Source organism: Paenibacillus vulneris, from assembly GCF_039543185.1.
GTDB classification, from domain to species: Bacteria; Bacillota; Bacilli; order Paenibacillales; family NBRC-103111; genus Paenibacillus_S; species Paenibacillus_S vulneris.
Genome location: NZ_BAABJG010000008.1, coordinates 95,600 through 110,877, shown reverse-complemented (window position 1 = coordinate 110,877; position 15,278 = coordinate 95,600). Strand labels below are relative to the sequence as shown.

At 51.2% G+C, this 15,278-nt stretch carries 13 protein-coding genes; 1 reads left to right on the top strand and 12 read right to left on the bottom strand.

Translation table 11 applies throughout. The annotated features are described in order from the left end of the window. Positions 1–116: 116 nt before the first annotated feature. Together ABEA66_RS10205 and ABEA66_RS10200 are read right to left on the bottom strand one after the other, a co-directional pair. Positions 117–1,265 (bottom strand): LysM peptidoglycan-binding domain-containing protein, encoded by a 1,149-nt coding sequence (locus ABEA66_RS10205; protein ID WP_345587459.1) that lies wholly within the window; start codon positions 1,263–1,265, stop codon positions 117–119. 102 nt (positions 1,266–1,367) lie between these two features. Then, positions 1,368–2,246, bottom strand: a complete 879-nt coding sequence (locus ABEA66_RS10200; RefSeq protein ID WP_079910017.1) for an RluA family pseudouridine synthase — start codon at positions 2,244–2,246, stop codon at positions 1,368–1,370. Positions 2,247–2,411: 165 nt separating this feature from the next. Here ABEA66_RS10200 and ABEA66_RS10195 point away from each other — a divergent pair, with 165 nt between their 5' ends. Beyond that, positions 2,412–4,115 (top strand): phosphodiester glycosidase family protein, encoded by a 1,704-nt coding sequence (locus ABEA66_RS10195; RefSeq protein WP_256865311.1) that lies wholly within the window; start codon positions 2,412–2,414, stop codon positions 4,113–4,115. Between the two features lie 287 nt (positions 4,116–4,402). On the opposite strand, the gene hemL is transcribed toward ABEA66_RS10195, so the two are convergent. The 10 genes from hemL to ABEA66_RS10145 form a co-directional block, all read right to left on the bottom strand. After that, positions 4,403–5,701 (bottom strand): glutamate-1-semialdehyde 2,1-aminomutase, encoded by a 1,299-nt coding sequence (gene hemL / locus ABEA66_RS10190; protein WP_079910015.1) that lies wholly within the window; start codon positions 5,699–5,701, stop codon positions 4,403–4,405. Between the two features lie 86 nt (positions 5,702–5,787). Beyond that, positions 5,788–6,726 carry a ferrochelatase gene (gene hemH / locus ABEA66_RS10185; protein WP_345587458.1) on the bottom strand — a complete coding sequence of 313 codons (939 nt, stop codon included), beginning with the start codon at positions 6,724–6,726 and terminating at the stop codon, positions 5,788–5,790. Beyond that, complete coding sequence (gene hemE, locus ABEA66_RS10180; protein ID WP_345587457.1) at positions 6,726–7,796, bottom strand: uroporphyrinogen decarboxylase; 1,071 nt, start codon at positions 7,794–7,796, stop codon at positions 6,726–6,728. The genes hemH and hemE overlap by 1 nt, the downstream gene beginning before the upstream one ends. Before the next feature lie 191 nt (positions 7,797–7,987). Beyond that, entirely contained in the window at positions 7,988–8,986 is a 999-nt protein-coding gene (gene hemB / locus ABEA66_RS10175) for a porphobilinogen synthase (protein ID WP_079910012.1), read from the bottom strand. A gap of 38 nt (positions 8,987–9,024) precedes the next feature. Beyond that, on the bottom strand, positions 9,025–10,557 hold the full coding sequence (cobA, locus tag ABEA66_RS10170) for a uroporphyrinogen-III C-methyltransferase (RefSeq protein ID WP_345587456.1): 1,533 nt from the start codon (positions 10,555–10,557) through the stop codon (positions 9,025–9,027). Between the two features lie 6 nt (positions 10,558–10,563). After that, entirely contained in the window at positions 10,564–11,502 is a 939-nt protein-coding gene (hemC, locus tag ABEA66_RS10165) for a hydroxymethylbilane synthase (RefSeq protein ID WP_079910010.1), read from the bottom strand. Between the two features lie 78 nt (positions 11,503–11,580). Further along, entirely contained in the window at positions 11,581–12,303 is a 723-nt protein-coding gene (locus tag ABEA66_RS10160) for a precorrin-2 dehydrogenase/sirohydrochlorin ferrochelatase family protein (protein WP_079910009.1), read from the bottom strand. A 34-nt stretch (positions 12,304–12,337) separates the two neighbouring features. Further along, a complete protein-coding gene (locus ABEA66_RS10155; RefSeq protein WP_079910008.1) occupies positions 12,338–13,162 on the bottom strand; it encodes a cytochrome C assembly family protein in 825 nt (274 codons plus the stop codon). Between the two features lie 14 nt (positions 13,163–13,176). Next, positions 13,177–14,574 (bottom strand): glutamyl-tRNA reductase, encoded by a 1,398-nt coding sequence (gene hemA / locus ABEA66_RS10150; RefSeq protein WP_079910007.1) that lies wholly within the window; start codon positions 14,572–14,574, stop codon positions 13,177–13,179. A gap of 171 nt (positions 14,575–14,745) precedes the next feature. Beyond that, positions 14,746–15,273, bottom strand: a complete 528-nt coding sequence (locus ABEA66_RS10145) for an S-adenosylmethionine decarboxylase (protein WP_079910006.1) — start codon at positions 15,271–15,273, stop codon at positions 14,746–14,748. Between the last annotated feature and the right edge of the window lie 5 nt (positions 15,274–15,278).

Below are 15,278 nucleotides of genomic sequence, written 5' to 3'. Positions count from 1 at the left end.
AATACACCCCTTAGAATTCATCGGATTAACCAGGGGGTTTTTCCAATGTCTATTCTAAGGGGTGCACACTACCCGTTTTCCAGGGAAGTTCGAGGTGTTTTTTCCAGTCTCTTGGATTATTTCGGAATATAAACTATTTGGCCTTCCGTTAAATCGGTATCGCCGAGCCTATTGAACAGTGCGATTTCACGGGGATTCAGATCATAGCGCTTGGCAATGCTCTCCAAGGTTTCTTCCTTCTGGACAATGCAGAGTCGAAGGCGTTTGAATTCCTTCTGCTCCCCTTTGGGGCTTGCGAGCAGTCTCTTCCATTCGACCTTCTCTCCCTGAGGCGGGTCGACTGCGGGCGCTTCCTCCTCCTGCCTGCCCTCCGGTGCTTTCACCGATGCCTGGCTCTGCAGCAAGGAGGTCAGACCAAACGGTTTGGCCGGTTCTTCCGCTTCCCCTTTTTTGCCCGAGATCCCAATCTTCATTTCCTTGCTCTTATCCTCGCTGCTTTCTGCTTCTGAAGCCGCTTCGACTGCCACCGGCTCTGAGACAGGCACCGCTTCCTCCGGCACCTCCAATGCGGCAAGAGAACCGCTCTCCTGAGCCGACGACCGCTGATCTTGTCTTGCTTGCTGTGCCTGTTCAGGCTTTGGCTCCTTCGTCTCTGCGACTATCTTCTCTTCAATAGGATTCGCAGCGGCAAACGCCAAAGAGGGAGAAGTCCATTCCTCCTGTTCCCCGCCCTTTGGCTCGATCTGTACCGTCAATGAGACTTCTTCTTCCTGACGTTCAACTTCCTCTTGAACCGCTGCCGGCGCTTCGGGTACTTCCGGCTCCCGCTGCTGTCCCTGCACCTCGTGTACAAAGACGACTTCCTCCTCAGCTTCGCCCCAAATATCTCCGACCGATGGCGACACGACCTCAAGTCCGTTTAGAGACAAGACGCCGGTGATATTCAAGCTCCTTGTCGATAACAGCTCCACATCGAAATTTTCAATCTCTACCGCTATGTCTTCCATCCGCTGCACGCGGTTCATAGGAAGTGTAATTTCGACCGGAATCAGATGCTCCAAGGTACGGTTCACCGCATCCTGTTCGTCCACATATGTCCCGGATAAGAGCAGGTTGCCTCGCAAAAGAGCTTGATCCCCTTGTGGAAGCACTTGAATATGCGGGGCAAGCTCAATGCCCTCCAGCTCCTTGATCCCTGCCACACCTTCCGACAAATGCACTCGCTCATAGATATCAAATCGCAATCCGCTTTGCTGTTCAGCCAATGTTTTGTCCTCCCTCTTATGAACTAGTCTCGCAAACCGCATCGTGAGATAGTCATTTTTACTTATCTATAGATTTATATGGTTTGCGCGGGAAGAGCATGACTATATTTTTTGCAGGATATCGTAAAGGCTGCTCATATCCTCGGGCCAGGGGCATTCAATGTCAAGCTGCTCCCCCGTCAGAGGGTGGGGAAATCCTAGTCTTTCTCCGTGAAGAGCTTGCCGGTTTATATGCTGAGTCGTGCCGCCATATAGCTGATCGCCCCAAATCGGATGGCCCAAATAGCTCATATGGACCCGAATCTGATGAGTGCGGCCTGTCTCCAATTGCAGTCTAACCAGAGCGGCTTCACCCCATTGTTCAACCACTTCGTAATGGGTCACGGCCCACTCCCCTGTCGGTGAGACCCGTCTGCGTGCGGGATGGTGCCTGTCTCTACCGATGGGGGCATCTATTGTGCCCTTTTTTTGTTTGAGCCTGCCTTGCACTATGGCCGCGTATTGGCGCCCGATCCGCTTCTCCCGCATTGCGGCATCCAATATCTGCTGCGGCCATTCATGCTTGGCGTACAGGACCGGTCCCGTCGTATCTTCATCCAATCTATGAATGTGCCGCACCCTGCAGGACTGCCCCGTTGATTCATAATAGCTGGCTACTGCATCCGCAAGCGTTGCAGCCTGATTCGTACTCGCGGCACTGTCTCCATGCACCTTCATTCCCGGCGGCTTTTGGACAACCAGGCAAAAATGATCCTCGTACAACACTTCTAACGGTGCCCATGGATGCATATGGTTTATCGGTTCATTCGGAAACAGGCGAAGCCGGACCCGGGGGCCTTTGATGGATACCCCTCCTGACTGACTTAATTGCTTCAAATATTTATCCGAAAGACTTAGGTACTCTTTAAGCTCCTCCTCCGTCTCCAATACTCTCGGAAGCCTGAGTTCAAGCCATTCTCCTTTTTTCTGCCACGGAATCATTCACCTTGCTCCTTTCATGGCTTTATTGTAACAAATTGCCGGCAAATCTTCATGGTACCCTGCAACTTCGCGGCTTGGGGTTCGTCTATCATATTGGAACGGGATATGGTAGAATAATAGAGTTAAAAACCGTTTATGTTCATTATTAAAACAGGAGTGGACAAAGTGAGCACTGCCATACATTTCTTGGAAGCAACGAGGCAGCAGCTTCGCGACTGGAGCTGGCTGAAGAAGTCGCTGATGCTTATCGCCATTATTACGTTCATGACATCGAGCTTTTTATTCCTGACGAAGCCGGGAACGGATATTCGGATCTGGATGGCTCAAACCGTCATCATCACACAGCATCGGGACTGGGCCTGGATGTTTGTCGGCACGGAAATGCGTGACGATCTGGTCAAGCAGCTACATACCTTCGTTGAAGAAAATGCGGTTGAAAAGCAGCTACCCGGTATGATTGCAACAACAACTAAAAGAATACGTTCTATCGATGAGCTGGTAAAAGTAGAAGATATTTCCGGCAAGCTGTGGAAAGGTAAGCGGATGTACGTTTACGATCCCAAATCGATACGGATCATGACCCCGGAAAAGCCTGGTGAAGGGGAGAAAATCACCTCCATGGTCAAACGGACCGGGGCGGTAGCCGGTGTCAACGCCGGCGGATTTAACGATCCCGAAGGACTCGGCAACGGGTTTGCCGCTCTTGGCGCCATTATCTCCGGCGGCGAGGTCATTTATACGGACCAGGACGGCAGCGTCCCGCAGCATATTGTCGGATTTACGAAAGACGGGACACTCATTATCGGAAAATATAATATTTTCGAGCTGCAGGAGATGGGCATCTCGGAAGCCGCATCGTTCTACCCTCGTGTCATTGCTAACGGAAAGCCGCTTCCTATTAATGACGGCAGCCGAGCACCGCGAACGGCGGTAGGACAAAAGGCGGACGGAACCGTCATCTTCATCGTCATCGACGGACGCCAGACCCACAGCGTTGGGGCTACCTTGAAGGAAGTTCAGGATTTGTTTATGGAAGACGACGTTATCAATGCGGGATTTCTGGATGGCGGAGCCTCCTCCGAATTGGTCTATAACGGCGAGCTGGTCACGAAGCCTTCCAGCCGGTATGGTGAACGGCGCCTGCCTTCGGCCTTCCTGGTTTACGATCATCCTGAGAACGTAGTCGCGAACCGGGTATGGGACGGAATCGACAAGATCGATCCAGGCGGTTCGTATGACCATCCGGATTTTTTGAAAGAGCAGGCTGAATTGAAAGCCAAGCAAAAAAACAACCCGACGCCGGCACCTACTCCGACTCCATCATCTACCCCTTCGACAAACACGAACAAAGGGGAACCGACGAAGCCGGATACGGGCAGCAATGCGGGAACCAACAAAAACGGCACCAGTACACCGGGCACGACCAAGCCTCCTGCCGGTAAAGATACGGATGCCAAAGAAACGAACGGCGGGAAAGCAACACCTGGAGATAAGGAGACAGCTCCGCCGAAAACTACGCCGACCCCATCGCCTGGCTCTTCGAACAACAACGGCGCAGAGGCAACAACTCCGCCAACGGGGCAGCCATCCGGTAATAACAGCAATAGTGGCAACAGCGGAGCCAGTACGTCGCATCCGCAAGGAACGCCGACGCCATCGCCGGCTACGAACCCTACTCCTACACCTCCAGCGAACAATAATCAGGTGCAGGAGCCATCCGCGAAACCGAATACCGGCGGGACGTCAGGTACATCATCCGATTCCGCAGGTAAGGCTACTCCGGGAACTTCTGCGAGCGGCAGTGCGGCACCGTCACCGACGCCTTCAACGACGGCAACGGGGACTCCTGTTCCAACTAAAACCGAATAGAAGGCTAGAAACAACAAGACGCTTCCTAGACCAGGAGGCGTCTTGTTTGTTATTCACGCTTAAGGAAGTCCTTCTGCTCTTCCAGAGAGGTTCTACGAGCAATATGGCGTGACAGTGCTTTCCTATTCTAGATCCGACCAATACCCCATATAAAGAGAGCTCTTGACCTTCGGTGCTGCTGATTCAGGTGCTTTCGGGGGCTTGGAATGGATATATGCGATAGCAAAAAAGCTTGCCCTCTGCCTAGTATAATAAGCAGCGGACAAGCTTGGATTCCATCTTTAGACTTACAGCTGTTTCAGTGCTTCATAATGAGCGGCAATTGTCTGATCGATATCTTCGTCCGTGTGCGCCGTAGATACGAACATGCCTTCAAACTGAGAAGGAGCGATGCTGACTCCCAAATCAAGCAGCGCGGCAAAGTAGCGATTAAACCGGTTCAGATCCGAGGTTTTTGCCGTCTCATAGTCAATGACCTTCTGATCCGTGAAGAAGGGGCAGATCATGGAGCCAACCCGGTTGATCGTGCTTGCAATCCCAAGCTCCTTGGCATTGCGAGTGAACCCTTCCTCCAGCTTCGCGGATTTGCGTTCAAGCTCCTCATATACCCCAGGCTCACCTAGAAGCTTCAATGTGGTATAGCCTGCCGCCATCGCGAGCGGGTTACCGGATAAAGTTCCCGCCTGATAGATAGGACCGCTTGGTGCGATCTGCTCCATAATGGCGCGCTTCCCGCCATAAGCACCGACAGGGAGACCCCCTCCGATGATTTTACCCAGACAGGTCAAATCAGGGTCAATGCCGTACAAGCCTTGGGCGCAATGAAGACCTACGCGGAAGCCGGTCATTACTTCGTCAAAGATTAACAAGCTGCCGTAACGGCGGGTGATATCGCGTAAGCCCTCCAGAAAACCCGGAAGCGGCGGGACAACTCCCATGTTGCCTCCTATAGGCTCCACAATGATAGCGGCAATCTCTTCGCCGAATTTTTCAAAGGCCAGCTGAACCGATTCCAGATCATTATAAGGAACGGTTATTGTATTTACGGCAACGCTCTCCGGAACCCCTGGACTGTCAGGAAGTCCTAGGGTAGCTACGCCGGAGCCTGCCTTGATCAAGAGGGAATCGGCATGACCATGATAGCAGCCCTCGAATTTGACGATCTTGGCTCTCTTCGTATAGCCTCTGGCCAGCCTCAAGGCGCTCATCGTCGCTTCGGTTCCGGAATTCACCATACGCACCATTTCGAGAGAGGGAACGCGCTCGATAACGAGCTTGGCCATCTCGGTTTCCAGTTCCGTAGGCGCTCCAAAGCTGGAACCCTTCTCCGCCGTCTGCTTGATAGCCTGGACAACGTCCGGATGGGAGTGACCAACGATCAGCGGCCCCCAGGAGCCTATGTAATCAATAAACTCGTTGCCATCAATGTCATAAACGCGTGAACCCAGTCCGCGTTCCATAAATAAAGGAGTTAATCCAACCGATTTGAAGGCGCGAACCGGACTATTCACACCTCCGGGAATGACTTCCTTCGCTTCCGCGAATGCTTTGGCCGACCGCTCGTCGGAACGTTTGCGCATGCTCATTTCAATACCCCATTTCACCGTCTATTAGGATCCTAATAAAAGGCGGATGGGAACACCTTTCTTGGTTCAGCCATCCGCTCTACCTGTTACTTTCCGTTGCAATGCTCGTACACGACGTCGCTGAGCGTCTCCATGTACAATGGATCGGTATTCAGGGACGGTGTACGTTCCAGATGGATTCCCAGCTCTTTGGCTACCTGCTGGGCCTCGATGTCGAGATCGTACAATACCTCCAGATGATCGGATACAAACCCGATCGGGCAGATGAGCACATTCTTCACTTGCTCTTCCTTCGTAATGGTATGAAGCACATCCAGAATGTCCGGTCCAAGCCACGGCATAGCCGTTTGACCCGCGCTTTGCCATCCGAACTGCCAGTTGGTCACTCCTGTTTGCTCCGCAATTGCTTTGGAGGTGGCGAGCAGCTGTTCCGGATAAGGATCTCTCATCTCTACTATTTTTTCAGGCAGGCTGTGCGCGGTGAATATAACCCGGACTTCCTCCTTCGGCGTACCTGCAAAACGCTGCAGGGTTTCGGTCACGCGTTTGGACAAGGCTTCGATAAGCTTCGGGTGCAAATGATAGCTCTTAACGAACTTAATGTCCAGTCCGCCAAGCTCCTCGGCCTTCTCTTGAGCGCGCTTGATATATCCGCCTACGCTCATAATAGAGTAGTGTGGAGCAAGCACAACGCCTACCGCCTGCTCGATGCCATCCTTGACCATTTGCTCCACGCCGTCCTCAATAAAAGGCGACGCATGCTTTAACCCTTGGTAGCATACAAACGTTTTGTCCGGATGTCGTTCGTTCAGCATTTGCTCCAAAGCCTGCACTTGCTTGTTCGTATTTTCTCTTAACGGGAAAAATCCGCCCACGATAGCATCGTACCGGTCAGTCAGCTCCTTGAGCTGCTCAGGGCTAGGAGGATTCCCTCTGCGTATATGAGTATAATAAGCCTCTACTTGATCCAGGCTCTCTGGAGTTCCGTAGGACATGACTAACACGCCGATTCGCTGTTTGGTCATTAGACACCACTTCCTTGTTTCGATTGGGCGATAGCTTTGCGAGAATATTCGTGTACAAATTCCGTCAATTCTCTCAGCTTGTCGATAGACGCTTCCGGGAATACCCCGTGGCCCAGGTTAAAGATGTAGCCCGGCTGTTGAATTCCCTGATCAATGATAGCTTTGGCCTGCTCTTGGATCACCGACAGCGGTCCGGTCAGAACCGTAGGGTCCAGATTGCCCTGTACCGCAAATTTCGATCCGATTCTCTTGCGAGCTTCGGAAATAGGCACACGCCAATCCAACCCTATGACATCGGCATCGATGTTAACAAGGCTGGAATGAAGCTCACCGGAGCTTACGCCAGGGAAATAAATTTTAGGCTGCTCCAGGTGCTTGAGCTCGGCAAAAATCCGAGTGATCGTAGGCAGCACATAGGTTTGGAAGTCTCTCGGAGACAAAGCCCCGACCCAGCTGTCGAACAACTGAACCGCCTTGGCTCCTGCGGCAATCTGTGCCTTCAAATAGGTAATGATCATATCTCCAAGCTTATCCATCAGTTTAAACCAAACATCGGGCGCTCCATACATCAGAGCTTTCGTGTGCAGATAGTCCTTGGACTTGGATGGCCTGCCTTCGACCAAATAGCTGGCGATGGTAAATGGTGCACCGGCGAATGTAATGAGAGGAACTTTAAGCTCCGCCACAAGAATTTCGATCGTTTTAATAATATGGGATAAATCCTGCTCCACTTGAATCGGGCGAAGTCTGTCCACATCCTCTGCCGTACGGACCGGGTTATGGATAACGGGTCCAACATCCTTAACGATGTCAAAATCAATCCCGATCGAGGCAACCGGATTCATAATATCCGAATACAAAATAGCCGCGTCGACGCCAAGCTTTTCGACCGGCATCATCGTGACTTCCGCAGCAAGCTCAGGCTGCCTGCAAATCTCAAGAAGGCTATATTTTTCTTTAATTTTACGGTAATCCGGGTCCGAACGTCCTGCCTGACGCATATACCAAACCGGCAGCGTATCTACAGGCTGCTTCTTACAGGCTTTAATGAAATTATCGTTATAGCTCATCCTCTATACCTCTTTCCGCGAACTCCTATGATCTATTAACATTATGCCCTATTTGGCAACCTCTAACAACCGATTGCCTATCGTAGAATCCGACAAAAGTATGACAAGAACCGCGACGCGGCGAGAAAAAAAGAGCTTTTCCACTAACCGCAGTCAGTATGAAAAGCTCTTGCTTCTTCCCGAACCCCGTACTATTGCTGTTCCTTCAGCCATTGGGCTACGTCTTTAGCAAAATAGGTAATAATCAAATCGGCGCCTGCGCGCTTGAAGCCGATCATCGTTTCCATAACAATAGAACGTTCGTCTACCCAGCCCTGCTGCGCGGCCGCTTTAATCAGTGAATATTCACCGCTGACATTATAAGCAACGAGCGGCAGTTCGAACTGATCGCGCAAGGTGCGAATAATATCCATGTAAGCCATAGCAGGCTTCACCATCAGGAAATCCGCGCCTTCAAGCACATCGGACTCCGCTTCACGAAGCGCTTCGCGTGCATTTCCCGGATCCATCTGATACGTTTTGCGGTCACCGAATTGAGGCGCCGAATGTGCAGCTTCACGGAATGGTCCGTAGTATGCCGAAGCGTATTTAACCGAATAGGACATGATCGGCACATTCTCAAACCCTGCTTCGTCCAAGCCTTGGCGAATAGCCGCTACGAACCCGTCCATCATATTCGAAGGAGCGATAACGTCAGCCCCCGCTTTCGCTTGCGATACCGCCGTACGGACAAGCAGCTCCAGCGACTCGTCGTTAAGAATCTCGGCGCATTGCGTTTTCTCGTCAACATGAACGACGCCGCAGTGGCCGTGGTCTGTAAACTGGCACAGACAGTTGTCGGCCATCACGAGCAGATCAGGATGGAGCTCTTTAATTCGGCGTGTCGCTTGCTGCACGATGCCATTATCGTCATATGCCGAGCTGCCGTGAGCATCCTTATGCTCGGGAACGCCGAACAGCATGATGGCCTCAATGCCCAAGCTCGTAATCTCCTTCAGCTCTTGCTCCAGCGTATCCAGCGAAAAGTGGTATACACCCGGCATAGAGCTGATTTCTTCTTTGATTTGAGAGCCGTGTGTAACGAAAATAGGATAGATCAGATCATGAACCGATAAAGTTGTCTCTCTTACCAAATTGCGTAGTGCTTTGGAGCCGCGTAATCTTCTGTTGCGTACCATAGGAAATCCCATGCTGCTTCCTCCTTAACCTTTATCTTGATTGTTCCCTATTATGCCTGGCTGTACATGCTTTGGACCAAAGAAGCAACCGTTGCTTCCTCGGCCAGGTAGTCTACCTTAAGGCCCGCTTCCTCCGCGGTCTTGGCCGTCATAGGCCCGATACAGGCAATCTTGCATGGCTGCAGCAGTTCAAGGGGCTTGTCTGCGCCTAGCTGCTGCAAAGCGATAATGAGGTTCGTTACGGTCGATGAACTTGTAAACGTTATGGTATGGATTGTATTCTGTTCCAACAGCTCAATGATTTCCGAGCCTCCGCTCGTATCGAGAACCGTTTCATAGACATCTACTTCCGTTACTTGAAGACCCATTTGTCTTAATGTCGCCGGGATGTATTCCTTCGCGATATCGGCCGTAGGCAGCAGCACCTGCTGACCTGGTCTCAGCTCCTTGGCAAAGGCGGCGAGCATCTCGTCTCCCTGGAACTTGGCAGGCAACTCCTCGGCAACTAACCCCCGCTGCGCCAATGCTTCCGCTGTCTTTGGTCCTACGGCCACGATCCGGGCGCTGCTCATTGTCCTTACATCGACACGGTTCTTTTGCAGCCGCTGGAAGAAATAGTCCACCCCGTTGACGCTTGTAAAAAAGATCCACTCAAAACGGGATAGCTGAGTAAGCGTGTCGTCAAGCTTCTGCTGTGCTTCCGGCTTCGAAGGAGGCTGGGTCCTGATAACAGGAAATTCGATCGCCTCGCCGCCAAGCTCCTCAATCAGCTGGACCAGCTCACTCGCCTGGCTCCTTGCTCTAGTGACGAGAATACGCCGCCCGAACAAGGGCTTCTTCTCGAACCAAGCCAGCCTCTCGCGAAGCTTCACAACCTCCCCTACGATGATGACGGCGGGAGATTGGAAGTTGGCTGCGCGGACCTTGTCGACAATATCCGTTAGGGTACCCGTTAACGTTCTTTGATCCATCCAGGTTCCCCAGCGAATCAGCGCGACCGGAGTGGAGGGCGACTTGCCGCCGTCGATCAGACGGCTGCATATGAATTCCAGATTTGCTACGCCCATAAGAAAAATGAGCGTGCCCGACGCTTGCGATAAATTATCCCAATTGATGCTGCTATAGGTTTTATTCGGGTATTCATGCCCGGTCACTATCGAGAAAGAGGAGGTAAAATCCCGGTGCGTCACCGGGATTCCCGCATAAGCAGGCACCGCGATCGCAGATGTGATTCCCGGTACGATCTCGAACGGAATCCCGTTATCCACGAGCAGCTCCGCTTCTTCTCCCACACGTCCGAAGACGCTCGGATCCCCGCCCTTCAAGCGGGTTACCGTCTTGCCCTGCAGCGCTAAATCAACAAGCAGCTGATTAATTTCCGATTGCTTCATCATGTGCTTATCGGGCAGCTTGCCGACAAAAATTTTCTCGGCGCCCGGCTTCATATGCTTCAGCAATCTAGGACTTGCCAGCCGGTCGTATACGACGACATCGGCTCGTTGAATCGCCTCCAGTCCCCGTACCGTAATGAGCTTAGGGTCTCCTGGCCCTGCTCCTACGAGATATACGACACCTTTGCTCACCTCGGCTCAACTCCTCACTGTCGCCAATATATCTTCGGCTCCCTGACCAATTAAAGCCTCCGCTACGTGGCGGCCCAGCTTGTCCGGGTCAGTGCCTGTCATCGTTTCTTTCAAAAGCAGCTTGCCGTCCGGCGAGCCTACCATTCCGGTCAAAGTAATAGCCGGATTGCCGTCCTCATCCCCGAGGCTTGCAAAAGCCCCGATAGGTACCTGACAGCCTCCGTTCAATCTGGCAAGAAAGCTTCTTTCAGCCGCTACGGCCAAAGCGGTAGGCTCATGATTGTAGTGCTTGAGCAGTCCAAGGACGAACTCATCGTCGCTGCGGCACTCGATGCATAGTGCTCCTTGCCCTACTGCAGGCAAGCTAATCTCAGCTGGAATATAGACGCTGATCCGATCCTGCCAGCCGATCCTGTGCAAGCCTGCGGCCGCCAGCAGAATGGCGTCAAAGCCTTCCGTCTCGAGCTTCTTCAATCTCGAATCAATATTGCCCCGAATGGATTCAATCTGCAAGTCGGGACGGTAGTTCTGCAGCTGACAGGAACGGCGCAAGCTGCTGGTCCCTACCTTGGCTCCTTGAGGAAGTTCGTCCAATCCGCGGCTTTCACGGGAAATCAGGCAATCTCTAGCATCCTCGCGGCGCGGAACCGCGCCTATCCTTAATCCCTCCGGCAGCTCCGCCGGCATATCTTTCATACTATGTACCGCGATATCGATCTCTCCGTCGAACATCGCCTGCTCGATCTCTTTGACAAAGAGGCCTTTGCCCCCCACCTTGGATAAGGTCACATCCAGAATGCGGTCGCCTTTGGTTACGATTTTTTTCAGTTCAAACTCGCATTCGATCCCAAGCTGCTTGGACAGCTCGCGCAGCTGCTCTACGACCTGACCGGTCTGGGTTAATGCAAGAGCGCTTTGCCGGGTTCCTACTACGATTTTGCGCATGTATGTCAGCCCTCTCCATGATCAAAATAATATTTGGTGCCAAGAGCGTTTCCTCTTTCATAGCGGATGCTTTAAATGCTATGTCCCTCCCGTAGAAGGTAACCGGCTTTGAAGCCAATCTTTAACCCGTTCCATTCCTTCTGTTGTCGGATCTTTGTGAATGATCTCCATCAAATTCAGACGATCCGGAGGCTCAAGCCGTCCAGAACGGATTAACGGGAGCAGCTCCCATTCCAGCATATGCCGGAACCACTGTTGGCGTACGGCCGTGTCCTCGACGATGCTTTGGACAAACACCCGCAATTCCTGAAGCAGGTCCAAATACGCCTCATACTCATCGCCGAACGTCTCCTCTAGCTGCTGCTTCACTTTACGGGCTGCTGCCGGACTTGCTCCCGCTGTCGAAACTGCAATAAGCAGCCTCCCGCGGCGAACTGTCGCGGGCACAATAAACCCGCTCCCTTCCGAATCATCCGCCACATTGACCAGCTTGCCCATCGCTTCCGCTTCCATACGTATGGCTGCATTCACTTCCGAACGATTCGTAGCGGCAAAAACTAACAGCGCATTGGCCAGCTCCTGCATTCCGGGATGATAGGTTGATGGGATGTGATTTATAGTTCCGTCCTGAGCCCAGCCTTCCAATCGGGGCGTACAAGAGGGGCTGATGACGGTTACCCTTGCCCCTGCCTCAAGCAAAGCCTCAGCCTTCCGTTCGGCTACCGATCCACCGCCTATTATAACACACGGCTTGTCCTCTGCCTGAAGCATCAACGGGTAGTACGTTTTTCTTCTCTTCATTTCACTGCTTTGCCCCCTCGCTTTGCCCGAACTATTAAGACCACTGGTGAAACGAGGAATAGAAGTTAGCGAACACAAAGTTTAAAGCCATAATAAAAAATGCGGCAAGATTCCACAATGCCAGCTTATAACCCGGCGTCTTGAGCAGAATGCGCTGGAACAGATAAAAGATATAGGCAAGCAGGACAAACCATGAGTTGATAACTTTAGGATCAAAGAACAAGGACAAATCATGCTGCAAGGAGATCCAGACAACCCCGAGCGACATGCCGAACAGCAATAGCGGTGTCCCGATGACAACAGATACGAAGGAGTAATAATCCGTCTTATCCAGGCTGGGAAGTCTCTGCATAAGCTTCGACCACTTCTTCTCCTTTAATTGACGATGTAAGAATAAGTACATGCCCGAGAAAACACCGGACACAACAAAGGCTACATAGCTTCCCAGCGAGAAGCTGATATGGATGAACAACACCTCATCGCTCACATTCCAGTTGGCCAATGTCGGCGAAACCTTCGGATTGCTGAAAAAATTAAGCGCCAGTACGGTAAACCCTATCATATTTACAATAAACACAAACAGCTCGATACGAAAAAAACGGTTCACTACAAGCGAAACCGTTACAAGCAGCCAGGATAGCATAAACAGCGTTTCAAACATGGAAAATGCCATCGAACGGTCATGCCAAACCAGGTTAACAACCAAATACATCGTTTGCAGAACCCAAACAAAAGAAAGCAACCCTGTCCCCATCCGTTTTGCGCTTCGGTTCGGACCTACAAAGTCCGAGAAGTAAAACAGCAGGCTCAGGGCGTATATATAAATAATGACATCGTACAACCAGCTTTTCGCGACCATGGCACCTCTCCAAACTACGTTTTAGCCAAGGCATCGGCAGGCTTCAATGAAACCTTCGTCAAAATTTCTTCCTTCCAACGATCACGAGTCTCGCTCACTTCCTGTTGACGGTTCACGTTCTTCTCCACTTGTTCTTGCTGTGCCAGTTGATCTTCCAGTGCAAATATTTTGGTGAAATAATCGAGCGCTTCTTCCCCGTCACGTTCAGCAGCCATCTCTTTAATCCGAATCACTGGGTCTCTCAGCATTTGATTCACAATGCTTTTCGTCAGCTTGCGAATCACTTTAAGCTCACGCTCATCCAGATCGGGAAGCTTTTTCATCAGGCTATCCATAGTTTCTTCATGGATGGAGCTTGCTTTCGCTTGCAGCGCCTGGATTAACGGTGTAACCCCCAGCGTACGCGTCCATTGCTCGAACACGGCCATCTCCTCTTCTATCATATCCTCGATGACCAGAGCCGCTTTGCGGCGTTCCTGCAGATGGTTGTTCACGATGGATTGCAAATTATCGATATCGTACAAAAATACGTTAGGCAGTTCTCCGATGGAAGAATCCAAATCCCTTGGAACGGCAATATCTATCATGAATAAAGGGCGCGAACGGCGCTTCTGAAGCACGGCCGCAACCTGATCCTTCGTTAATACGATCTCTGAGGAGCCCGTGGAGCTGATAACTATATCCACTTCCTCCAGATAGTCGAGCAGCTTATCCATGGAGCTGGCCACTCCTTGGAACTTGCCGGCAAGCTCTTGAGCGCGGCTCAAAGTGCGGTTGACGACAATCACCTTATCGGCGCCGTTGGAATAAAGGTGCTTCACGGTAAGCTCGCTCATCTTGCCTGCGCCGATGATCATTACCTTCTTGTGGTCATAGCTTCCGAAAATGCGTTTACCAAGCTCAACAGCGGCATAACTGACCGAGACCGGATTTTCCCCGATGCCCGTCTCCGTATGCGCGCGTTTGGCCAGGGTGATCGCCTGTTTAAACAAGGTATTAAATAAAATCCCCGTAGTTTTCATTTGCTGGGATAGTAAAAATGCATTGCGAATTTGGCCCAAAATTTGGGTTTCCCCGATAACCATGGAATCCAGTCCACTCGTCACGCGGAATAAATGATTGATCGCCTTCTCGTTTTCATAAACATACAGATGTTTATTGAACTGCTCGCGCGGAACGCCAAACCATTTTTCAATGAAGCCACGCAAATAATGATCGCACAAATGTTCCCGATCGACAACTACATACAGCTCCGTACGGTTACAGGTGCCCACAATGACACATTCCATTACGCTTTTCGTTTCTTTGAGCTCTTTCAGAGCCGGCGCCAGATCTGCATCGGAAAATGTAAATTTCTCGCGGATCGCTACCGGTGCTGTTCGGTAGTTCAAGCCCGCCACAACGATATGCATATGTGTCACCTGCCTTCCTCTTCTTAATCTAGATCCCATTATAGCACAGTTTGACAAGCCGCTCCGACAAATTTTTTGTATAATATGTGAAAGCAAAGCTTATCAACCGGAACTATTTTCTATATTTTCAGCTAAAATGGTTTCGTTTATACAATATACGCATGTTTCACCCTATTGAAGCAGCTTTTTACGGAGCAATTCGTTCACCGTTTTATCATCTTTTTGCAGCCTTTGATTTTGAGAACCTACTACATCCCCGCGGGAGGATAGGAGCTTCCCATAGGCATCGTACAGGTCATCGAACTGCTTGCGCACCTCCAGCAAAGCCTGAACCTCTTCGCCCTTGAGCGGACGCTGACCCCCTATTTGCAGGCGGAGAACGTATTGCATCAGCTGCGACAAGCTTTCAAGCGGGGTGAGCTGATCTTCGCCATATGCAAGCACAAGATGCTGATGCGTAAAGTTGGCCGTATAGATCGCTTGACGTAAGGGATTCAACCCTTCCGTATCCTTCACCTTCTCAATATCGTGCAAGTAGCTGCTTAACAGCTCCATTTGAAACAACGAAACCTGGTAAAGGAGCTTGCCCGCATCCTGCTTTTCCGAATGAGCACCTACCATACCTATAATCTGATATACCGGCCAAACAACAAAAAAAACCAAGATGGCGTACATAATCCATTTGCGTTTTCGTTTCATCCCGA

Excerpts from the sequence above, each read along its gene's own strand:
- ABEA66_RS10200 (WP_079910017.1), bottom strand. The coding sequence starts at position 2,246 with ATGATTCCGTGGCAGAAAAAAGGAGAATGGCTTGAACTCAGGCTTCCG.
- hemL (WP_079910015.1), bottom strand. The coding sequence starts at position 5,701 with ATGAGCATGCGCAAACGTTCCGACGAGCGGTCGGCCAAAGCATTCGCG.
- hemH (WP_345587458.1), bottom strand. The coding sequence starts at position 6,726 with ATGACCAAACAGCGAATCGGCGTGTTAGTCATGTCCTACGGAACTCCA.
- hemE (WP_345587457.1), bottom strand. The coding sequence starts at position 7,796 with ATGAGCTATAACGATAATTTCATTAAAGCCTGTAAGAAGCAGCCTGTA.
- hemB (WP_079910012.1), bottom strand. The coding sequence starts at position 8,986 with ATGGGATTTCCTATGGTACGCAACAGAAGATTACGCGGCTCCAAAGCA.
- hemC (WP_079910010.1), bottom strand. The coding sequence starts at position 11,502 with ATGCGCAAAATCGTAGTAGGAACCCGGCAAAGCGCTCTTGCATTAACC.
- ABEA66_RS10160 (WP_079910009.1), bottom strand. The coding sequence starts at position 12,303 with ATGAAGAGAAGAAAAACGTACTACCCGTTGATGCTTCAGGCAGAGGAC.
- ABEA66_RS10155 (WP_079910008.1), bottom strand. The coding sequence starts at position 13,162 with ATGGTCGCGAAAAGCTGGTTGTACGATGTCATTATTTATATATACGCC.
- hemA (WP_079910007.1), bottom strand. The coding sequence starts at position 14,574 with ATGCATATCGTTGTGGCGGGCTTGAACTACCGAACAGCACCGGTAGCG.
- ABEA66_RS10145 (WP_079910006.1), bottom strand. The coding sequence starts at position 15,273 with ATGAAACGAAAACGCAAATGGATTATGTACGCCATCTTGGTTTTTTTT.